This is a genomic window from Catalinimonas alkaloidigena, from assembly GCF_029504655.1.
Lineage (GTDB): Bacteria > Bacteroidota > Bacteroidia > Cytophagales > Cyclobacteriaceae > Catalinimonas > Catalinimonas alkaloidigena.
The window spans coordinates 7264529-7283510 of the sequence record NZ_JAQFIL010000001.1; the positions used below are offsets into that span (position 1 = coordinate 7264529).

At 43.7% G+C, this 18982-nt stretch carries 19 protein-coding genes; 2 read left to right on the plus strand and 17 right to left on the minus strand.

Going from position 1 to position 18982, the window contains the following annotated elements; all coding sequences use genetic code 11:
• Window positions 1-20: 20 nt before the first annotated feature.
• The 5 genes from OKW21_RS29490 to OKW21_RS29510 form a co-directional block, all read right to left on the minus strand.
• On the minus strand, window positions 21-497 hold the full coding sequence (locus OKW21_RS29490) for a DUF4625 domain-containing protein (RefSeq protein WP_277486809.1): 477 nt from the start codon (window positions 495-497) through the stop codon (window positions 21-23).
• Window positions 498-577: 80 nt separating this feature from the next.
• Window positions 578-1528 carry a DUF4625 domain-containing protein gene (locus OKW21_RS29495; protein ID WP_277486813.1) on the minus strand — a complete coding sequence of 317 codons (951 nt, stop codon included), beginning with the start codon at window positions 1526-1528 and terminating at the stop codon, window positions 578-580.
• Between the two features lie 107 nt (window positions 1529-1635).
• The gene (locus OKW21_RS29500) at window positions 1636-2445 is read right to left on the minus strand and encodes a DUF4625 domain-containing protein (protein WP_277486814.1); all 810 of its coding nucleotides are present in this window, start codon (window positions 2443-2445) and stop codon (window positions 1636-1638) included.
• A gap of 2 nt (window positions 2446-2447) precedes the next feature.
• The gene (locus OKW21_RS29505) at window positions 2448-4853 is read right to left on the minus strand and encodes a TonB-dependent receptor (RefSeq protein ID WP_277486815.1); all 2406 of its coding nucleotides are present in this window, start codon (window positions 4851-4853) and stop codon (window positions 2448-2450) included.
• A gap of 154 nt (window positions 4854-5007) precedes the next feature.
• Window positions 5008-5430: a hypothetical protein gene (locus OKW21_RS29510; protein WP_277486816.1), complete on the minus strand. Its 423-nt coding sequence runs from the start codon at window positions 5428-5430 to the stop codon at window positions 5008-5010.
• A 258-nt stretch (window positions 5431-5688) separates the two neighbouring features.
• Between OKW21_RS29510 and OKW21_RS29515 the strand changes: the two genes are divergently transcribed.
• The gene (locus tag OKW21_RS29515; protein ID WP_277486817.1) at window positions 5689-6243 is read left to right on the plus strand and encodes a carboxypeptidase-like regulatory domain-containing protein; all 555 of its coding nucleotides are present in this window, start codon (window positions 5689-5691) and stop codon (window positions 6241-6243) included.
• Here OKW21_RS29515 and OKW21_RS29520 read toward each other — a convergent pair.
• From OKW21_RS29520 to OKW21_RS29575, 12 genes are all read right to left on the minus strand, one after another.
• Window positions 6193-6453: a hypothetical protein gene (locus tag OKW21_RS29520; protein ID WP_277486818.1), complete on the minus strand. Its 261-nt coding sequence runs from the start codon at window positions 6451-6453 to the stop codon at window positions 6193-6195. The two genes, OKW21_RS29515 and OKW21_RS29520, sit on opposite strands and share 51 nt — an antisense overlap.
• 6 nt (window positions 6454-6459) lie before the next feature.
• Window positions 6460-8166, minus strand: coding sequence for a tetratricopeptide repeat protein (locus OKW21_RS29525; RefSeq protein ID WP_277486819.1), 1707 nt, complete (start codon window positions 8164-8166; stop codon window positions 6460-6462).
• A 151-nt stretch (window positions 8167-8317) separates the two neighbouring features.
• Window positions 8318-8590, minus strand: coding sequence for a hypothetical protein (locus OKW21_RS29530; RefSeq protein WP_277486820.1), 273 nt, complete (start codon window positions 8588-8590; stop codon window positions 8318-8320).
• A 279-nt stretch (window positions 8591-8869) separates the two neighbouring features.
• The gene (locus OKW21_RS29535; RefSeq protein WP_277486821.1) at window positions 8870-9832 is read right to left on the minus strand and encodes an alpha/beta fold hydrolase; all 963 of its coding nucleotides are present in this window, start codon (window positions 9830-9832) and stop codon (window positions 8870-8872) included.
• 58 nt (window positions 9833-9890) lie between these two features.
• Window positions 9891-10928 (minus strand): serine hydrolase domain-containing protein, encoded by a 1038-nt coding sequence (locus OKW21_RS29540; protein ID WP_277486822.1) that lies wholly within the window; start codon window positions 10926-10928, stop codon window positions 9891-9893.
• Between the two features lie 4 nt (window positions 10929-10932).
• On the minus strand, window positions 10933-11658 hold the full coding sequence (locus OKW21_RS29545) for a DUF4386 domain-containing protein (RefSeq protein WP_277486823.1): 726 nt from the start codon (window positions 11656-11658) through the stop codon (window positions 10933-10935).
• Window positions 11659-11934: 276 nt separating this feature from the next.
• Window positions 11935-12528, minus strand: a complete 594-nt coding sequence (locus tag OKW21_RS29550) for a hypothetical protein (RefSeq protein ID WP_277486824.1) — start codon at window positions 12526-12528, stop codon at window positions 11935-11937.
• 570 nt (window positions 12529-13098) lie between these two features.
• Window positions 13099-13509 (minus strand): DUF6326 family protein, encoded by a 411-nt coding sequence (locus tag OKW21_RS29555; protein ID WP_277486825.1) that lies wholly within the window; start codon window positions 13507-13509, stop codon window positions 13099-13101.
• A 124-nt stretch (window positions 13510-13633) separates the two neighbouring features.
• Window positions 13634-14623: an NAD(P)-dependent alcohol dehydrogenase gene (locus OKW21_RS29560; RefSeq protein ID WP_277486826.1), complete on the minus strand. Its 990-nt coding sequence runs from the start codon at window positions 14621-14623 to the stop codon at window positions 13634-13636.
• A gap of 122 nt (window positions 14624-14745) precedes the next feature.
• On the minus strand, window positions 14746-16545 hold the full coding sequence (locus OKW21_RS29565) for a tetratricopeptide repeat protein (RefSeq protein WP_277486827.1): 1800 nt from the start codon (window positions 16543-16545) through the stop codon (window positions 14746-14748).
• 133 nt (window positions 16546-16678) lie between these two features.
• Complete coding sequence (locus OKW21_RS29570; protein ID WP_277486828.1) at window positions 16679-17380, minus strand: hypothetical protein; 702 nt, start codon at window positions 17378-17380, stop codon at window positions 16679-16681.
• 131 nt (window positions 17381-17511) lie between these two features.
• The gene (locus OKW21_RS29575) at window positions 17512-17976 is read right to left on the minus strand and encodes a hypothetical protein (RefSeq protein ID WP_277486829.1); all 465 of its coding nucleotides are present in this window, start codon (window positions 17974-17976) and stop codon (window positions 17512-17514) included.
• Between the two features lie 299 nt (window positions 17977-18275).
• Between OKW21_RS29575 and OKW21_RS29580 the strand changes: the two genes are divergently transcribed.
• Window positions 18276-18926, plus strand: a complete 651-nt coding sequence (locus OKW21_RS29580; RefSeq protein WP_277486830.1) for a hypothetical protein — start codon at window positions 18276-18278, stop codon at window positions 18924-18926.
• Window positions 18927-18982: the final 56 nt, after the last annotated feature.

Sequence of the window (18982 nt, forward strand, 5' to 3'; positions counted from 1 at the left end):
GTAGAAATGAACTTACCGATCTACTCTATTTTGATGCTTATCCCTCGTATGGTTTGCCATCCTTCCTCATCTGTCAGTCGAATCATGAAGTGGTAATCTCCGCTATCCACATCTTCAGGAATCTCCATCTCAAATTCTGCTACATATTCACGCTGCCCCTCCGGAATGGGATAGTTTTGTATGAAAAGAAAGGGATTCTCCGCCTCTTTCACCGGCTCCATATCACAGTCGTTGACTTCCGTACTGTGGGTATGATGGTCAAAATTATGATGGATGTCAATGCTGAATGATCCCAGTTGAACATTGTCGGTAAACCTGGCTTTGAAAGTAAAGGTTTCTCCCTTTGTCAAAATGCTACACTGTTGCGGAAAAGTTTCTGCAAAATCCGCATCTATTACCGGATATTCTGTGTCTATCTCTTCCTGGTACTGGCAACTGCTCAGTAGAAACAGTCCAGGCAATAGACTATAGATCAATAGGTTTCTGAGTAAGTTCATTTTTCTTAATGCTTATGTAATAAGATGTTGATAAGCAAGAAGTAAAGGCACCGTGGCCCATACTTCTTGTAATGCAACTATTAAAATCCTTCTATAGTAACTCCCAAATAATGATATACGCTTATGTTATATGTGGAATTGGTGTACACCACACCAAAGTAATATTCCCCATTTTCCCAGGCTTTTTCACCGTCAATAGGATTAGATTCCGGAGCGTTGTTATCAACTGATGCACCTATTGTAAATTCTGGTGAAGGACGAATAAATCCTCCCTGGCCGTCGAATATAACATTACTAAAGTAATCTACATCTTCTTCATTTTCATGTTGAAAAACATCATAGACAATCACTTTTGAAAAATCAATATCATCTACAATTCTTGGAAGATGGTCTGCAGATTTCTTGACAAACAGAAGGTACATTGTTCCATCTCCTTTCACATTTTTGATTTGTGCGGAAGATTTAAGGGTATCCCCTTGAGCATACGTTACATCTTCCGGGTTTTCGAGTGATTCATTCACATACTGATAAGGTCCATCTTTTATAAAGAAGTCCCATAAATACAAATAGGGATCAACCGGAAGATTTGCAGGGTCAATCAGGTTTACTTCATAGGTTTCTTCCAGTTTTGTTCCATTTTCATCGGTTATAGTGATGATAAAATCAAACTTACCTTCTGGGGCATCTTCAGGAATATCAAAATGTTTGTGAATGGTACTGTTTTTAAGCCCTTTAAATTCATCCCAGGCAATCTCAAAGGACCAGTCATGAGTGTACGTCTCGTTTTCAATGGGATTGATATTGATTTGTACCTTATCAATTGTGCCTCCTGCTACAACTTCCGCATTAAGATGAAAATCTCGACCGATTACGCCAATGCCATTGTTGCCGGAACCAATCTCAACTTCATCAATACTGGGCATAGTAGCCGATGGTTCATCGTCATCAGAACAAGCGGTTACCAACAAAAGGGACACTACCCAAAAGGGCAGGATTAATTTTTCAAAGGCAATGGTTAGTTTCTTTTTCATTTATTTTATGTATCATGTTGAATTAAAATTCCAGGAAGGGAATCTAAAAGGTATAGCACCAGCACCGCCGTGCCTTTCAGCAGGCGGGTGGACTAAAAGTTCATGTATCAGGAAGCAGTAACTTCTATATGTGATTCAAACTCCTTCGTATTTCCTTCTTCATCTTCTATGGTGAAAATAATATGGTACTCACCGGCAGGAGCATTAGCCGGTATATCAATATGCTCATGAAATTCTACCTCTGTTTCCCCATGATAGCCTTCTTCAAACTCATTTTCATAATGCCACTCTTCTTCGCCTTCTCCTACAGTAATACCATCTACATGAATATCCACAATGACATGATGAACGCCATGTACCGCATTGATCATAAACTCTGCATGCATGTCGCTGCCACGTGCTACTGTCTCGTCTACTGAAACATCGCTGTAGGCAATCACATCCATGATCTCCAGTTCTCCTTCAGTTTCCGTACTATTTCCTGCTTCATCAGTAACTTTAAGCGTAATATGGTATTCCCCTGCGGGGATATTGGCCGGGATATCTACATGCTCATGAAAAGTAGGGTTGATAACCTGATAAGCAACATCATCAAAAATCTGCTCAAAGTCCCACTCTTCTTCGCCTTCTGCCACAGTAAGGTCGTGCCCATGTATAGAAACAGTAATGCTACTTACAGTAGCTTCTGCCATAATTTCTGCTTCCATATGAATGTCAGATCCTTTGTAAGCTACCTGGCCGGTACCGTGTTGACTTCCTTCGCCAAATTCAAAATTAGAAATCACCGGAGCCATAGGTGTAGGTTCATCATCTTCACTACAGGACACTAAAAATGCGAATACTGAAGAGAGGAGCATAGCTCTCAGGACTACTGAGAATTGCAGGTTTTTAACTGTGTGTTTGTTCTTTTTTAGCATAGTTATTTGTGTTTAATTGTAAAAGGTATTTTCAAAGACAAAATGATATTTCTACCGGCCTCGGGCAGCCCGATCAGCCGGTAAAAACTGGTATGATTCATATAGCTGGTATTGAGCAGGTTTTGCACCTGCAGATTGATGGTAACAGGTGTAGTATTCAGATATACCTCAGCGCCTGCCTGCACATTGAGCAGTTGAAAGCCTGGTGTTTTTTTCTCAGGCGGCACAATATTGTCTTGCCGGGAGGTGAGGCGATAGTCAACAGAGAAAAATGGATTTTGCACAGTACCGTTAAGTTGGGGCGACCAACTCAGGTTAAACAAAGCCGATGGAGGTGGAGAAAAAGGAAGGGTATAGCCCCTTTTATCGCCTGACATTTGCAGCGCATACAGGTATTCACCCAAAAATTCAAAGCGCAGGCTTTTAGTAAGATTCCCTGTAAGCTGTATTTCCCCCCCGTAGCGTACCACTCTGCTCTGTGTATATTCAAAGACCTGATTTCCCGCTCCATAGAGATAATCATATTCAGCAGTGGGATTGAGGTAGATGTAATTAGAAAAATAATTGAAGAAAGGCGTTAAAGATACTGACCAATCCTGATCTGTCCAGCTCAGGCCCAGATCTGCCTGATAAGACCGTTCCGGGTCCAGGTCGGTATTGCCCCGTTCGTAGCTGAAATAATGATAATTCACACCATTGGCACCCAGTTCTTTGGCAATAGGCATCCTGAAACTTTTGCCAAGGTTAGCTTTCAAATCAAATTTATCTTGGTTGTAATTCATTCCGGCTGACCATACCACACTATTGAACTCACGAGTAAGGTCATTGGCCCTGACAACATTGAGGGAAACAGTTTCGCCATTTATTTCTGCATCTGAAGTAAACCAGTCCTGATAATGAAACATGCTGATATGGCCAAAGTCATAGCGCAAGGCAGCGTGAAACAACAAATTTTCTTTCCATTGATACTTATCATATACAAAGGCTCCCAGCGTAGTCTGACGGAAGGCAGGTACCAGAAAACCCCATCCGCCAATGGTATTGTCCTGATGTTCTGCATTCAGACCCATGGTCAGGCTATGTTTACCTATCCACAGATAATCTCTCAGGTTGGCCGTATAGACTTGCTTATCAAACTCTCTTTCCAAATCCTGAGGTATGTTCGTTTCCTCCGGATAGGTAGGTGGCATGTAACCGTGGTTGACGTATTGATTAAACTCCTGACGGAAGTTGTGCTGATAGCCCAGTTCCGTTTCCAGCAGGTGACCGTTTAGGTGAAATGTACTTTTGTTGATGAGCTTAAGATGGTTGACCTGCTGCCAGGGGTACAATATGTCACGTCCGGATTTGTCATGCAGTTCGGTATCCACCTGTCTGGGTTCCAGGCCATGGGCGTTGGCAAAAAAACCGCTTTTGCTATGGATATGGCTGATGTAAAAAATAGATCGCAGGCTATCACGGACAAAACCTGTATTCAGGTGGAGGTTAGTTTCCTGCCCTGCTGAGTTGCGCAGTTGATTTTCATGCAGGTCTACGGCAAAGTCATACACATAGACCCGCTCGGTAGGCACCCGGTAATCCCCATAATCCTGATACGTCATGCGGGTGTCAAAAAACCAGGCATCATTTCGTCCATACAGGTTGATGGAAGTTCCGAATAGCGCATTGTTGCTTTTGCCTACCACATCCACTGTCCCGCCCAGCGATTGAGAGGGAGGCACTGGTTCAGGCTTGATATCTATCGCCCCACCGATAGCATCAGAACCATAAACAAAAGAAGCCGCACCTTTGATGACTTCTGCCTGATGCACCGCAAACTGATCAATCTCCAAACCATGATCTGCGCCCCACTGCTGGCCTTCGTGCTTTACCCCTTTATCTACCACTACCACTCTGTTGAAGCCAAGCCCCCGAATTAATGGTTTGGATTGTCCTGAACCAATGCCGATGATATTGATCCCTGGGAGTCGCTCCATGGATTGCATCAGGCTACCACCTAAGTTTTTCCGGATAAAAGCGTCATTGACCAACGCTATGTTAAGTGATTCTTCTTTTTTGAGGCGCTTAAATGGATCGTCTTCCACTACAACTTCATCCAGTTGACGTGAAGAAGTGCTAAGATGAATAAACACGGGCGCATTCAGGCTGCCTGCCTCAACATCAATGCGCTGAGACGTATAGCCCAGGTGGCTAACAGAGAGGGTATACCTCATTTTGCTGACTCCTGAGAAGCTAAATTCTCCTCGGGCATTACTCGTGGTGATTTTGTTTCCCGGAGAAAGTCTGAGGGCAGCGTCTTCTACCGGACGCTCTTGTTCGTCAAGAACTACCCCCTCAATGCGCACAGCCTGACCTGATGCCACTACAACAATACCCGATAGCAACATCACTAAAAAGAATTTAAACATAGAAATGACTTACCTATACAGGTAGAATTGAATAAGCAGGCTTATCCAACCCATTACCATAGGCTTTTCTCGTCCGTTTTTAAAAAATAGTATAGCTATTCCCCTCCAGCACAGGATTGATAGCTCATGAATGAATTTTGAGAATGAGAACTATTTAGACAGCGGGAGGGCCGCGGAGAGGCTCCTTAAAATCATTAATTTTAGGAACAGAAAAGTGGTAAAAAGAATAAAAGCTTTTATTGCTCCATGAAACTAATTCAAGGGCGTAAAAAGTAAACCCTTGATGAGGCTGAACCAGAGCGTCTTGAAATTGACAATTTTCATTTGTGTCAAAGTGAGCCTGATGCTTACAACCATTGATGGTATCCTGATGATGTACCGTACGATGGCAAGGGTCCAGCTCCAGGCTGGTAGAATGGTGTTCAGAGGCTGAATGATCGTGAATGATGTTATGAACCAACTCTGGCCCAAGGCTACTACCCAAGTAGACAACCAGCAACAATGCACTCAACACCGATTGAATACGCAAGCGGATAGCCTTGTTTTGTCTTATGTCACTATGGCCCAGTCTGTTCATAACAATCACGCAAGCTAAACACACAAGTCTACAAATGCAACAAAATTGCAGTTGTGTTCTGTTATTTTTACAGATATCTTTCAATAAAAACCTAAGCATTCTGAGTAGCTAATTCTAAATTGATTGGACAAGAGTTTTTAACAAGTGAGCCCAAAAATCCTATCTCTTACCCTGAGGTTATTTTTATAAAATTTAAACGCAAATTACTTGCGTTTAAATTTTATCATTATATTCGCAACCTTATTGCTTTTATCTGATATGTGTTTCCAACCAACCTTCCTCTTAATCATTGCCAGTGGCTTATGTTATGGGCAAGCTGCCTCTGTATCCGGGAGTGTGTATTCAGAAAATGGAGAAGCGATACCCGGGGTTTACGTTCAACTCAATGGTAAGCAAGCTACAGTTACCGATGAAAAGGGGCTGTTCAGCTTCAAAAACCTAAAATCCGACGAGTATGCTATCGTAGCCTCCTGTGTGGGGTTCCAGGCAATGCAGAAAACCATTCAGCTAAAACAAGGGGAAGCCTTGATGGTCAAATTTATCCTTAAAGATGATATTACACAGTTGAATGAGGTGACCGTTAGGGGGAAATCAGAAGCTCGTGAATTAAGAGAGAGTACGACAAGTGTTACAGTGCTTGAGACCAGGAAGCTCTACGCTCAGAGTAATACTACCAGCGATGTGATCAAGCAAATTTCCGGAGTGAACGTCCGTCAAACCGGTGGTTTTGGGAGCGATGCGGAAGTGTATATTAACGGGATGTCAGGAAAACAGCAAATACTTTTTTCGGTCAAAGCGATCGGCGAAGCCTGAGGAGATCAGTGCCGAGATACCGGCACTAAATGCGTAAACGGATGCCACTAAGCCAAACCGGGCGGTGCTGAGGGAAAAAGCATTGAGCAGGGTACTGCTCAGGGCAGACAATAGCATAAAATCCGGCACTACCGTAAATAATAGGCCACCCAGTCCCAGCAGCACCAGGCGCTGATATGCAGTAAAGGGTACTATAGCGGTGGTACTCATGCTTGACTATACTTTTGCCTGTGCCTTCACCCAGGCACGGGGAGTGAGGCCGGTGGATTTTTTGAAATAATCATTAAACACCGATTTTGAATTGAAGCCGCTCTCGTAGGCCAGTCCCAGCAGGGTCAGGTGGTGGTTATCAGGGGCCAGGGCTTTCTGCTTGAAGATCTCCAGGCGGTACTGGTTGATAAACTCATTAAAGTTTTTGCCCACATGCCGGTTGAGCAGCCAGCTTAGCTTGTTAGGATGAAGGTTCACGGCTTCGGCCAGGGACCGTAGACTCAGGCTTTGATCGGTGACATTAGCTTCATCCATGAGTAGCTGACTGATCGCCTCGGTGACCTCCACAATTTCTTCGGACGATAATTTGGCGGCTCCACCTTCCTGCAACTGGTGGGAGCGCGGGTCAGCTTTGAGGGCTCTCTGCTCGTGGAAATGCATGCTTTTGTAAATCCGCTGAAAAGCGGCATCCTGCCGTATGTTGTTCCATATCCAGAAGTGCTTCAAAGAAACCATCATCACCGATCGGGCTTCCAACCCTTTTTCCAGCCACGCCACTGCTTTTTCGGGCATGTTGAGCAGGCTGTACAGGGCAGCCGGGTCACAGGGATCAAGGTGCTGCATCTGTTCAATTTCCTCCACCACACCTGCATGTTCCTGCTGCAAAATCTTCACGGTCAGCCGGTCCAGCAAGGCCAGTCCTTCGCCCCGGGTGATGGTGAGCGCCTGCTCAATTGCGGTAAGGGCCTCCTCAAAACGACCCAGGTATCCCAGCACTACACCTTTCCATCGCAGAGATTCGCTAAAATTGCTGTCCTGCTGCAGGCTCTGCTCAAAAGCATGCAAGGCTTCCTCAAAGCGACCGGCAAAATAATAACAAAGCCCCAACTGCCAGTGGCTAATGACATGCAGCGGGTCTTTCACCACATTTTCCTTGGCAATCCGTATCGCCTGATCGTAGTCTTTCTGGATGAAAATGTAGTAGTAGGTAATGAACTCGTTTTCGTTGGTGAGTCCGCTTTCAATTGCGCGGTTATAAGAGGCGATGGCGCCATCCCAGTCCCAGTCGTAAAAGAGATGAATGTAGGCCAGCACCTTATGTGCCCGGGCTTCGTTTTCGTTTATTTGCAGGGCTTTTTCTGCGGCCTCACGCGCCTCGCTGTGCCCTTTTTCGGCAGTGATCAGGTTAAAGCCTGCGTAGTGCAGATAGGTCTCTCCGATGAAGGCATGAGCCTCGGCATAGTCAGGATCTAACTGTAAGGCATCCTGAAAGTAGGCAAGTGCTTTTTGGATGTCCTCCAGGTCTTTGCGCTTGAAGTGAAAGCTACCTTTGAGCAGCAATTGGTAAGCCTCAGCATTACTGGTTTTGGATGTTACCAAATGGTCACTGATTTCCATGTGGTCGAAGTTTTCCCGGATTTTATCCGCCACTAGCAGGCTGATTTCATCCTGCAATGCAAATATATCCGAGAGTTTGCGGTCAAAATTTTCTGACCAGAGGTGGAAGCCATTATCCGTACGGATGAGCTGTATGGTGATACGCACACGTTTCCCGGCTTTTCGGACACTTCCTTCAATGACCGAGGCCACGCCCAGCTTATTGCCAATGATACGAACGTCTTCTTTTAATCCTTTGAAGGCGAAGGAAGAAGTGCGGGCGGTTACTTTGAGTCCATTGATTCGGCTGAGGGCGTTGATGATCTCCTCGCTCATGCCATCGCTGAAGTACTCGTTCTCCGGGTCGGAGCTTAGATTTTCAAGGGGAAGTACGGCGATGGAGTTCTTAACTATTTCAGGGCTATCATACTCAGATTAGCTACAAGATAATCTTATTATACCCCCGAAAATAAGCAGAAAAGTTGAATCACGCAGAGACTTCTACTTCATAATTAAACCTTAGAAAGCGTTTAGGATGTTTTTCAAAACTATATGTTACGATGGCAAGAGTAATGAAAAGTAAAAATGTTACAATTGCCATCAAGAAATGTTTGCCAACTACTCTAACAAACTGAAAAATACTCGTACAGTTCAGTTTTTGTTCTTCGGGAAAATTTTCATTCTGGTAAATGTCTGCCCATTCAATCTTACCTTGATGTATTATCGCAAGAGATAATGCCGGAATATTATACGCTGACATTTTATTTGGTATGGTGCTGAAATTTTCCGGCTCTCCCCAAAACTTCACTTGCCCACGAACTCCGCTCTCTAATTGCGCTTTTCTTTCAACTGATTCTTCTAGGCTAATGCAACCTGTGTTAACGTTGTGGGTGCTGGAATCGTTGGAATCTGTGGGCAGGAAGGAACAAGAACCTATAAAAAACCAAGACCAAAGATTGAAAAATTAATTTTTTCACAAGTAGCTTCCTATGCTTAATCTCGACCATATTTTTTTATCTAATTTTTTTCAGATTCCATTTTAGGGATTCTGTTGTTCTAGCCATTTTAAAATTGCTTGATTTGTTTCTTTTGGCTTTTCTTGCTGAATCCAATGACCACAATCTAAGCTAACCACATCCAAATTTGGTACGAAACCTTTCAAGCTTTGAGCCTTCGGAATCAAATCTCGATCACCATATATCATCAATGTCGGTTGTAGAATCATTGGCTTCACGTCTGCCAATAAATGCCAATTGCGGTCAAGGTTTCTGTACCAATTTATACTCCCTGTAAACCCTGATGACTCGAAAGCGGAGACAAAAACGGACAGTTCGTTGTCATCCATTATGGGCTCACCAAGTGGTTTATCTGCTCTAGCAAGATTAATCATTAACATTCCTGGCTCTGGCGGTGCGGGAGGTACATTCTTGCGAAACAGGTTACGAAGAAAACGATATGTATTCTCTTTCAATATAGCATCTGCCACCCCCGGTTGTCTATTGAAGTGGACAAAATAGAAGTCCTCTCCAAAAACCTCTTCCATAAACTCAATCCAAGGCTTTTCTCCTCTCTCTTGATAAGGTAAGGCCAAATTTATCACTTTATTTACCTTCTCAGGATGTAATATTGCAAGATTCCAAACCACATTTGCACCCCAATCATGACCAACAAAAGTAGCATCTTGATATCTATAATAATTGAGTAATGCAACCAGGTCTCCTGTTAAGTGTTCTATGTCATATTCTGTTACTTTGGTCGGACAAGATGAGTTTCCATAACCTCTTTGGTTGGGAACAATAACATGGTAACCAGCTTTGACAAGTGCTGGGATTTGATAACGCCAAGAAAACGCATGCTCTGGAAAGCCATGGCAAAGCACAATAGGTTTGCCTACATTTTGTTTCCCTGCTTCAAATACTTCAAGCTCAACATCATTGACTGGAATCATTGTTGGCTCTGGAAACTCGATTGCATTAAGACTAGTGTTTGTTACGTTTGTCATTTTTTTTATTGTTTAAAACGTTTTGGCTAAACTGCGTTTTAATGCCTTTTGTGCATTGCTATGAGCTTTTCTGCCTTTTCAGTATTTTGACAATTCTATTATTGATGATTTCTGACAAATTCCAATTGTACAGTTTAGGGTCGGTGGTACTGTAAAACTCAATAATAACAGCATCAAGGTCTTTGTGATATTTTGCGAAACTCTGATATCCCGGAACCCAACCGGCATGCTCATACTCGTAAACGGAGGAATAGATTTCTTGCTCTCCTTCATCAAATACAGATCCATCGTTTAATGCCCTTAGGAATGTCCCCACGTCTTCTGCGGTGGCATGCATGCCATAATCGTTTGTCTTTAAATCATGAGGATATCCTACATGATAGCCACTCATTACATTGTCTATATTTACTTCACTTAGCGAAGCGAAGGTATGGTTAAGATTTAGCGGTATTAGAATTTCTTCCTGAATGAATTGAAAGTTCTCATAACCCAGAATGTCATCCATTATCTTATTAATTAACAGGTAATTCGTATTACAATATTCGTAGTCTTCACCGGGTTCAAAGTTGGCCGGCTTGCCCTGAATCAATGCAAGACTTTCTTCATAGGTCTCGGTTGGAGTTGCCCAAAAGTTCGGCGCGTCCGTAAAATTGGGAATGCCACTTCTATGCTGAATCATCAACCTCAAGGTAATATTCTCAGCGTTTTCAATTCTTCCTACAAGCTCCGGTAAATAATCTGCGATGGTTTTATCCAAAGAAAGACGTTCATCACTTACCAATTTGGTGACAGCCACAGCGTCGTATAGCTTGCTGATGCTGGCAATCTTAAATAGTGCGTCAGGTTTGGCAGGTATCTCAGATTCTCTATTATGCCATCCGGAAGCAAAATACTGAGGTGGTTTACCAGTCTGGTCTATATAGACAACCATTCCTTCAAATCCATGACCAATGGCCTCATCTAACTGTTCTTGAACCGTATCCGGTAGCGGAAGTATCCACGCCTTTACCAAAAGCCATGGTACAAAGAACAGGGAGATGATTGTGCCTACGAGCAGTACAGCCTGGGTGATTCGTTTTGATCTTTGCCTGGTCATCGTATCATATTTTTTCGCGACTATGCACTTGTATGAGTTCCTTCTTGACAGAATGGAATTGTGGCGATGCTACATTCCTGCTGCGTATCAATAACCAAAGGGCAAAAGCCAACTCTCCCACTGCCATCGGTAGGCTGAGCAAGGTTTCCAATTGATCAATAAGCCGTGCTCCCGGAAATAGCCATTTGCCTGTATGGACAAATAAATAGCTGAATCCAGCAAATAGTAGTAGCCAGCCAAAGATACGCGGAATATTTTGAGATAGTAGTGACAAATAAGCCAATGCTAGCAAATGCAGTCCAAAGACGATCAGCCCTGCCGACCAGATTTCCTCAAAAGACGCAAACTGCTGCATCACCTGAAGTGCCGCTGCTTGATCAGGATTATTGAGTAACGGAAGCAGGTAGACAAGTTGGGCGATAGCCACTGCCAGCCAACCGCTATACACCAGCCGCAGGCCGGAAGAGAGCAAAGATAGTGAGCGGTGAACGTGCTTAAAGTAATGATACAACGCCCAGCAAACGACCAGGTCGCAGACTAGCACTACTACCCAGGCAAGTATGCCTGCTTTGAGCAGTCCAGGTGAATTTTGGACATTTTGCACAGTTGTTTGTGCGTCATCTGCCAAAAGGCTGCTCTGCACATAACCGTAGGCAAAGCCTGCTGCTACCGCCATGAGAAGGATGGCGATGGCGGCGATAAGTCCGAAGGGTTTGCGATTTTCAGTCATTATGTTTTGATTTAATGGGTTATTACCGCTCATCCTGCTTATTGTCATTGTGAGTTGCCTACTTCGGTCAGTGTATGTGTAGTGGCAGATTTCGGAGCCACTCGCTATCAACAAACCGAAATGAGGCTGCTGCGAGCTACAAATCTTGAGGTTTGCTACTACGCTCGCTATTAGGTATGACACATTGTTAGCATTTTTTTGGATCTTTCTAGTCTAGTTTTCTATGCTAAAAATATTGACCTAAATAGCAGGTAAAATTAACTGCTTTATACAGCTTTATTTGGGTTTTGAATAGTCGATTAATTCCTCTGCGTACGAGAACTCACCTTGATTCTGAGTGAGTTTTATGAAATTTTTTATAGCAGGTGCATACAACCAAACTTCCTCTTCATTTGCGCTATACCCTCTGGAATTCGAGGTTTTACCTGTGTATTTAATCGTATAGGCCATGAACGTTCCAGCTGCTACCGTTTCTTCCTGGTAGGATAATACTTCAGCATCTTGACTTTGGTTTCCCGTTGTTCCATCTTGACTTGTCCAGTTGTTCTCATATTTCCACTTTTTGCCCACTTCCAAAGGCCAGTCGTACTTAGGTGTTTCGCTTTCATCCGGCTTCACAATGTCAGTAACGGGAATGGTGTCATTTCCGATTGTCATACCTAAAACTCCATTAACACTGACTATTTCTCTTGTCTCTTCTCCATCAGAGCGTACTTCTCCTTCCGTCGTTACGCCCTTATATTTCCAAACCCATTTTTCACCAACTTGATAATCAGCTAAAGTTGGTTGTTGCGTGATACCAGAATTTGCAGGGCCGCTGCAAGCACCAAGCATTACTAGCGCAATAAATATTACAATTTGACTTTTCATGATAAAATATATTTTAAATGTGCTTACTTTTCTTTAGTTTCTTTTTCCAGCTTGTTCAGTCAGTTCTTTGATAAATGCTGAAGGATTGAATATGCGTAGTGTAGGATTTCAGTGTACTTTAATAGCAAACAGCTACGTTGTTTATTAAATGTTATAAAATTCAAATTAGCTAAACCGCTTGCATTACGCATATTTATTATGTGCGCCTTGAATGGTGGATATAGCGCATGAAGTGGAGCGTTCCAAAGGGTGAAAGCCGCCGGGGCCCGGCCGCCGGGGCCCGGTCCCGTAGGCAGGGGAGTCGTTACCCCAAGCCAAGCAAGTGGCAAAGTGTCTCGTTCTGAATAAAGCTTAAACTTTTTGTGTGATAATCCTTCAATAGGTTTACAAACATAATTAAATCCTGAATTTAGTTTACATTTACTTTGCAGTCTAAAGTGGAAGCAGACGCTGCCGCATGGCGTCCACTGAGGAGCAACCTGCTAGGAATAAGACTGTCAACCGTCTACACGATTGGGCATGGTTTCTAGCTTATATAGTTAATTTCTTTGTGATGGGTATAACCATAAACTATGACTTCGTGTCCTGCTTCCAAGTGACTGCTAGATAAATAATTATTAAACCGGTACTTATCTCAAAGAAGCTAAAGAACATATAGTGAAGTGTACCCCCCATAGTCACCGTAAAGGCTTGAATTGAAGTCGTAATGATGCCTGCAACAATATTGAAATATTTGTTTAGTCTGAAAGTTAAGTACCTAGACAGGACAATCATGATCATAGGAATTTGCATCACAACGGAGAAAGCTAATAAAAACTCTTCAGTTATCTTCATGCCACCTACGTCACCAGATAAAAATGCTTCTAAGTAACTGGAAAGGTGTAAAGTAAACACATCACAATAGATATAATTTAGTGTTAGGTAAATCCAAAGCAGAGATAATAGATTCTTACGTTTTCCATCCCATTCAAAAATTTTCATAGCATTGTTTTTATAATTAATGATGCCCAACATAACGACAGCGTAATATTGCAGCTATGTTCTATAAATTAGAATTATATGTAACATACGGTAGATTCAAAATGAATATTCATGATCCTTATTTTTAGGCAGTGACGATGACAACATTTCCTTTCTTGTGCCCCAGTTCAATATACCGGTGGGCTTCGGCAAGCTTTTCTAAGGGAAACTGCCGGTCTATCACCGGTTTCAGCTTCCCGTCCCGGTAGATACTAAGCAGTTCGGAAAGCATGTCCCTCAGTTCATCAACCGACTTCAGACCAGTGGCAGCAAATTTGGCTTTCTTTTTTCCGAATAGCGAAGTACGTATCATTTCTAGCAGTAGCGGGAACTTCAGGACCGGCGAAAGGTACATGCCATAAGGTTTGAGCACCTGTTTGCTTTTGCTGAAGGTGCTTTTGCCTACTGTGTCGTAGATAAAATCGTATTTTTCATCCAATTGGGTAAAATCCTGCTGCCGGTAGTCAATGACATGGTCGGCACCCAGAGATTTGACCAAGCCTACATTGCCGGTGCTGCATACGCCGGTGACTTCCGCGCCGAAGTATTTGGCTAATTGGACCGCAGCACTGCCCAGGCTACCGGCCGCTCCGTTGATCAGCACTTTTTCACCGGCTTGTATCTGCGCGATTTCTTTTAGAAAGTTGATGGAGGTAAGAGGGCCATCGCAGAAACTGGCTGCCTCTTCATAGCGCATATTGTCGGGCATGGGCAGGATGACGCCCTGCTCGGCTATGGCGACATACTCGGCATTGGTGCTGAAGCTCAGGGTGGTTTCTCCGAATACCCTTTCTCCAATTTTGAAAGACTTCACCGCTTCACCGACCGATTCCACCACTCCCGCAAAGCCGGTCCCGGGAATTGGATTCTTGGGCTTTTTCAGTCCGTTAAAGAGGCGGCCGATATAGGGCTTGCCACTGAGCATCATGCTGTCGGCTCGGGTGGCTGAACTGGCGTAGACTTTCACCAGTATTTCATCGGGCTTGGGTTCAGGTCTGCTTACCCGGCTGAGTTGTAGTACTTCGGCACTTCCGTAACCGGTGGCGAGAACGGCTTTCATCTGTATAGTTTTCATCCTGATGGTTTTTTTGGTTTGACTTCTGTTTGATGATGTTTCAAAGTAAGTCAAAGCTGCTGAGCGGGCTGTTCTGAAAAGCAGGGAAAGGGTTCCGGATTATAAATACGAACCAGAAAAGATCAGGATTTGCTTTTGACGAAGGCGCTGGGCGTCATGCCGGTTTCTTTTTTGAAGAAAGTATTGAAAACCGTTTTGGAGTTGAAGCCGCTTTCATAAGCCAGGCCCAGCAGGGAGATGTGGTGATTGGCATCATCCAATGCCAGCTGTTTAAAATGTGCTACCCGGTAGTGGTTGACAAACTCATTGAAGTTTTTGCCCATTTTTTCGTTTAACAGCCAGGATAGCTGGTTAGGGTGGATTTCCACCTGCTCGGCCAATAGCCGCAGGCTCAGGCTGGGGTTGAGGTAAGGGCGTTCATTTTCTACAAAATCCAGCAGATTTTCCTGGTAAGCATTCGCGGTCGCTTGATCCAGCAGTGGATCTTTCTTTTCATCTGCTTCAGTTTCTTGTCCAATGGCCGGATAGAGCTGTTGATGAAAGCTGGTGTAACGGGCATCCTGCTTTAGCGCCTGAGCCAGCGGATCAGAGAAGCTCAACAGAAAAATGGATGATTTCAGCTTCAGGGCTTTTTTCAGCCAGTCAAAGGCTTCATCAAAGCGGTTTTGCTGTACATAGGCCAGAAAAAGGTAAGTATGGGCCTGGAAAGAGGTATTGTGCTCTGCACCTGACTTCAGCTTAGGCAGGTAGGCCTCCGTTTTCGCCTGATCTCCCCGCATGATGCTGGCCAGACAGTTAATCCCCAGCTTTTCGTCGGGTATGGTGATTTCCGGAGGCATACTTTCCAGGAGGGAAGTGGCTTTATCAAATTCCTTCAGCATCAGCAGGCAGTAAGCTTTGACAATCAGGGCCGGTAGGTTTTTAGGGTTTTTGTCCAGAAGAGCCTCCAACTGTTGCCGGGCTGAGGCGAATTCCTTAGCACGGTACGCATAGTAAGCTTTGTAAAAAAGCGTCTCCTGGTTGAGCGGATCTATCGCAAGCGCAAGTTGGAGGTGGTGCAGGGCTTTATCCATATTTCCACAAAGCATGTAGAGAAAGGACATATACTGCTGGGCTTCCGGATAGTTGGGCTTCAGTTTCACCGCCCGGAAGGTATGTCGGGCAGCTTCCGCAAAATTACAGTCGGTGAAGAATGCCAGGTTGGCCAGTTGATAATGTACACCGGCATTCTCCGGATCCAGTTCGTATGCTTTATGCGTATAAGTCACCGCCTGCTGCCAGGCTTCCTGCCGGGGCATAAATTCGGTAGTAGCCATAAAGCCGTAGGCATCGGCCAGCCCCACGTAAGACTCGGTATGCTGCGGATCCATCTGAATCACCTGCTCAAAAAGGCCGATAGCTGTCCGTACGTCCTGGGGGTTCCACTTGTTGAAATAGTACTTCGCTTTGAGTGAAAGGGCATAGGCATCCAGCCTATCGGTCTGCCGGTTGACCAGGTGGTCGGCGATCTCAAAGTGCCCGAACTGCTCCCGCAGTTTTTCGGCGATCAGCAGGCTGATCTCATCCTGCACCTCAAAAATATTTTCCAGCTTACGGTCCCAGGACTCCGACCAGAAGTGAAAATCTTCTGCCGCCTCTATTAGCTGGGCGGTGATACGCACCATTCCGTGTGCTACCCTGACGCTGCCCTCCAGCACGATGGCCACTTTTAGCTGCGCGGCAATTTCCTTCAGGGGAACGTCTTTGTTTTTGAAAAAGAAAGAAGAAGTGCGGGAGATGACTTTCAGCTGTTCAATCTTGGCCAGCGCATTGATGATCTCTTCGGTGATGCCATCGCTGAAGTACTCGTTCTCCGGGTCAGAGCTAAAGTTTTTGAAGGGTAGTACGGCGATAGAATTTCCGGTCATATTATCGGATAACATTGTGGCTTATCAGATTAGACGACAGAATGTCGTCAGTTCTTGCAGTAGATCCTGATGACGATAACCAAAAATACGCAGAAAAAAGGAAATTTTTAGGTTTGGTTAGATTCTTAAAGAACAAATATTCGCAGCTCTACACCTTAGCGCAACTCTGTGGATGAGTATTTTTTAAGCCTCCTTCAAAATCACTATCATCAATTTGACCTAGATAGCTTAGTGCTTTGTCTACCTGGCTACCGCTTCCGGTAAGCAGCCATTGCATCCACTTTTTGTTGATATTATTTAGACGGATTGCTTTCAGTATTACTAGAGAGATTATTTCTAGTATAATGGTTATAAGGCCGAAAGCGGCAACGAAGTCCATGCTTACGATAGTAGTTAAGTCAAAATCAAATATCGCTCTGGTAGCAAATACCCCAACAAAGGGCGCAAAAGGAAGTAGCCAGGCGGCCAGTCGCAAATTATCCACTGCCAAAGATTTTGCTTGAGCGAGCGATCGCTGAATCTTGGCCACCGGAGCATCGTAATCCATAAACAGTATCTTGCTTAGTAGCCGAATGGATAGTAGTGTATATAACACCGAAAAGATGGTTACAACACTTCCGGAAAAAGCGAAGTACCATGTTTCCCGGTGCTCTACGACAAAGTATGCCCCGTAGGAAGATACTACAAGAAAAAATACTAGGGTGCTAACTGGCAGAAAAAGTAGCTTCTTCAGAGCCAACTCAGCCTGGTGTAGCTTTACTTCTTTCTGAAGAGTCTGATACAGCTCTTGGCTTTTAGCCGATTGGTTTTCCTTCAGGTCTGAGGTTTTTTGAGTTTCTGAGGTTTTCATTTTATTGTTCGTTAAAAGTTCGTATTTCTTAAGTTTTAATGTTCGTTTGATAGTCGTCTACTCTATGATTCGCGCTACCTTTCAGAAAATCACACCTGGCTACTTAATTTTTTCCCATCAAAAACCGGCGCTTAGAAAAATAGGCTAAACAACATGCATAGTAAAACACTGAAGGCTGCTCCCATCATTAAGCCTTTCAGGCTGGTTTTTCCTGTAAGGGCTATCTGTGGGAACCCTGGTGAGAAAACCAGGAAGAAGACTATTAGCGATAGCAATCCGAGAATAACCAGAGCGTAAGCAGGAAAAATAGTCGTGCTTAAGCCTAACATGACCATAGCGACTTCTTCCAGCATCATAAACACCACAATCAGTAGATAGATAGCGGATTTGCCAGGAAAGAATAACACTAACAAGCCACCGGGAAGTAAGGCTGCGTAGTACAACAGCGGAATCAGCCTTGTCCACGTCTGCTCATCAGTATAAGTCTCAATCTCGTTCCACTGAGTATCCAGCTGAGATAAAGTAACCATTTGGTAGACGATCAGACCCAGCGTTATTGCCAATAGTAGGGTGGCGATAATACCTTCTTTTTTCATAGCTCAAGTGTTTATTGAGTTCAAAGGAAAAGTATTACTGCCTCGAAATCGTACGAAAATGTAAATCCATACCTATTGCTTACCAATAGGAAAGAAGGCTGTCTTATGGCAACTATGGCAGAGATTTGAGCAAAAACGTCCGCAATTTCATTTCAGGACGATTGCGCCACCTTTCCACCCCACCTTTGACACCTCATCAAAACAAAATATGTAATCACCGGATGAATATTCTTTTCTCTAAAGGAGTGCTCAGTATGAATTTCTATAACTATTTATTTCACCACTAAAAATTTTCAAAAATGAAAAGTTTATTAATTGTCATTCTAACGCTTATTACGTTTAGTGCTTTTGCTCAGAGCAACCAAAAACTAGGTAAAGAAACCGAAGTGGCTCACAAGTATAGAGTTAGTTTCCCTGTGATTATTTTACCTCAGTTAGCAGAAAAAGCCTGGGACGATAGGACACATACGCAGCACATAGAACTTCATGTTAAACGTAACCTGGATAACAAGAACATCATTGGGGTAAAGTTTGCCACCTGGCGATTATTTCAACCCATGGGGATCACCTGGTGGGATGGTGTTGTGGATAAAATAGAATCTGGAACTGAATATTACGATGGATATTTAAGGGAAACAGGAATTGGCGTCACATACCAACGCATGCTTTGGAAAGGACTTTTTGCCTCTATTGAAGTGCTGCCACAAATTCAAACCTATACCGATCTAGACGGTAATAAAATTAAAAATGGATTTAAACTTTACAACTCGCTTCATTTGGGATATCATTTTGCTTTTGGTAAGAACAAACGCTTTTTCATAGAACCTCAAGTTCATTCTCAATTTTGGGTTTTTGATACCAATACACCAGAAGGGTTTAAACAGCTAGATGATCAATGGAGAAACTACTTTCTCTTTGAACCCAATCTTTATTTTGGGATAAATTTCTAATTCCTTATTGTTCGCAGTTTTTACACCAACTCATGAGCAGATTAGATTCTTATTCT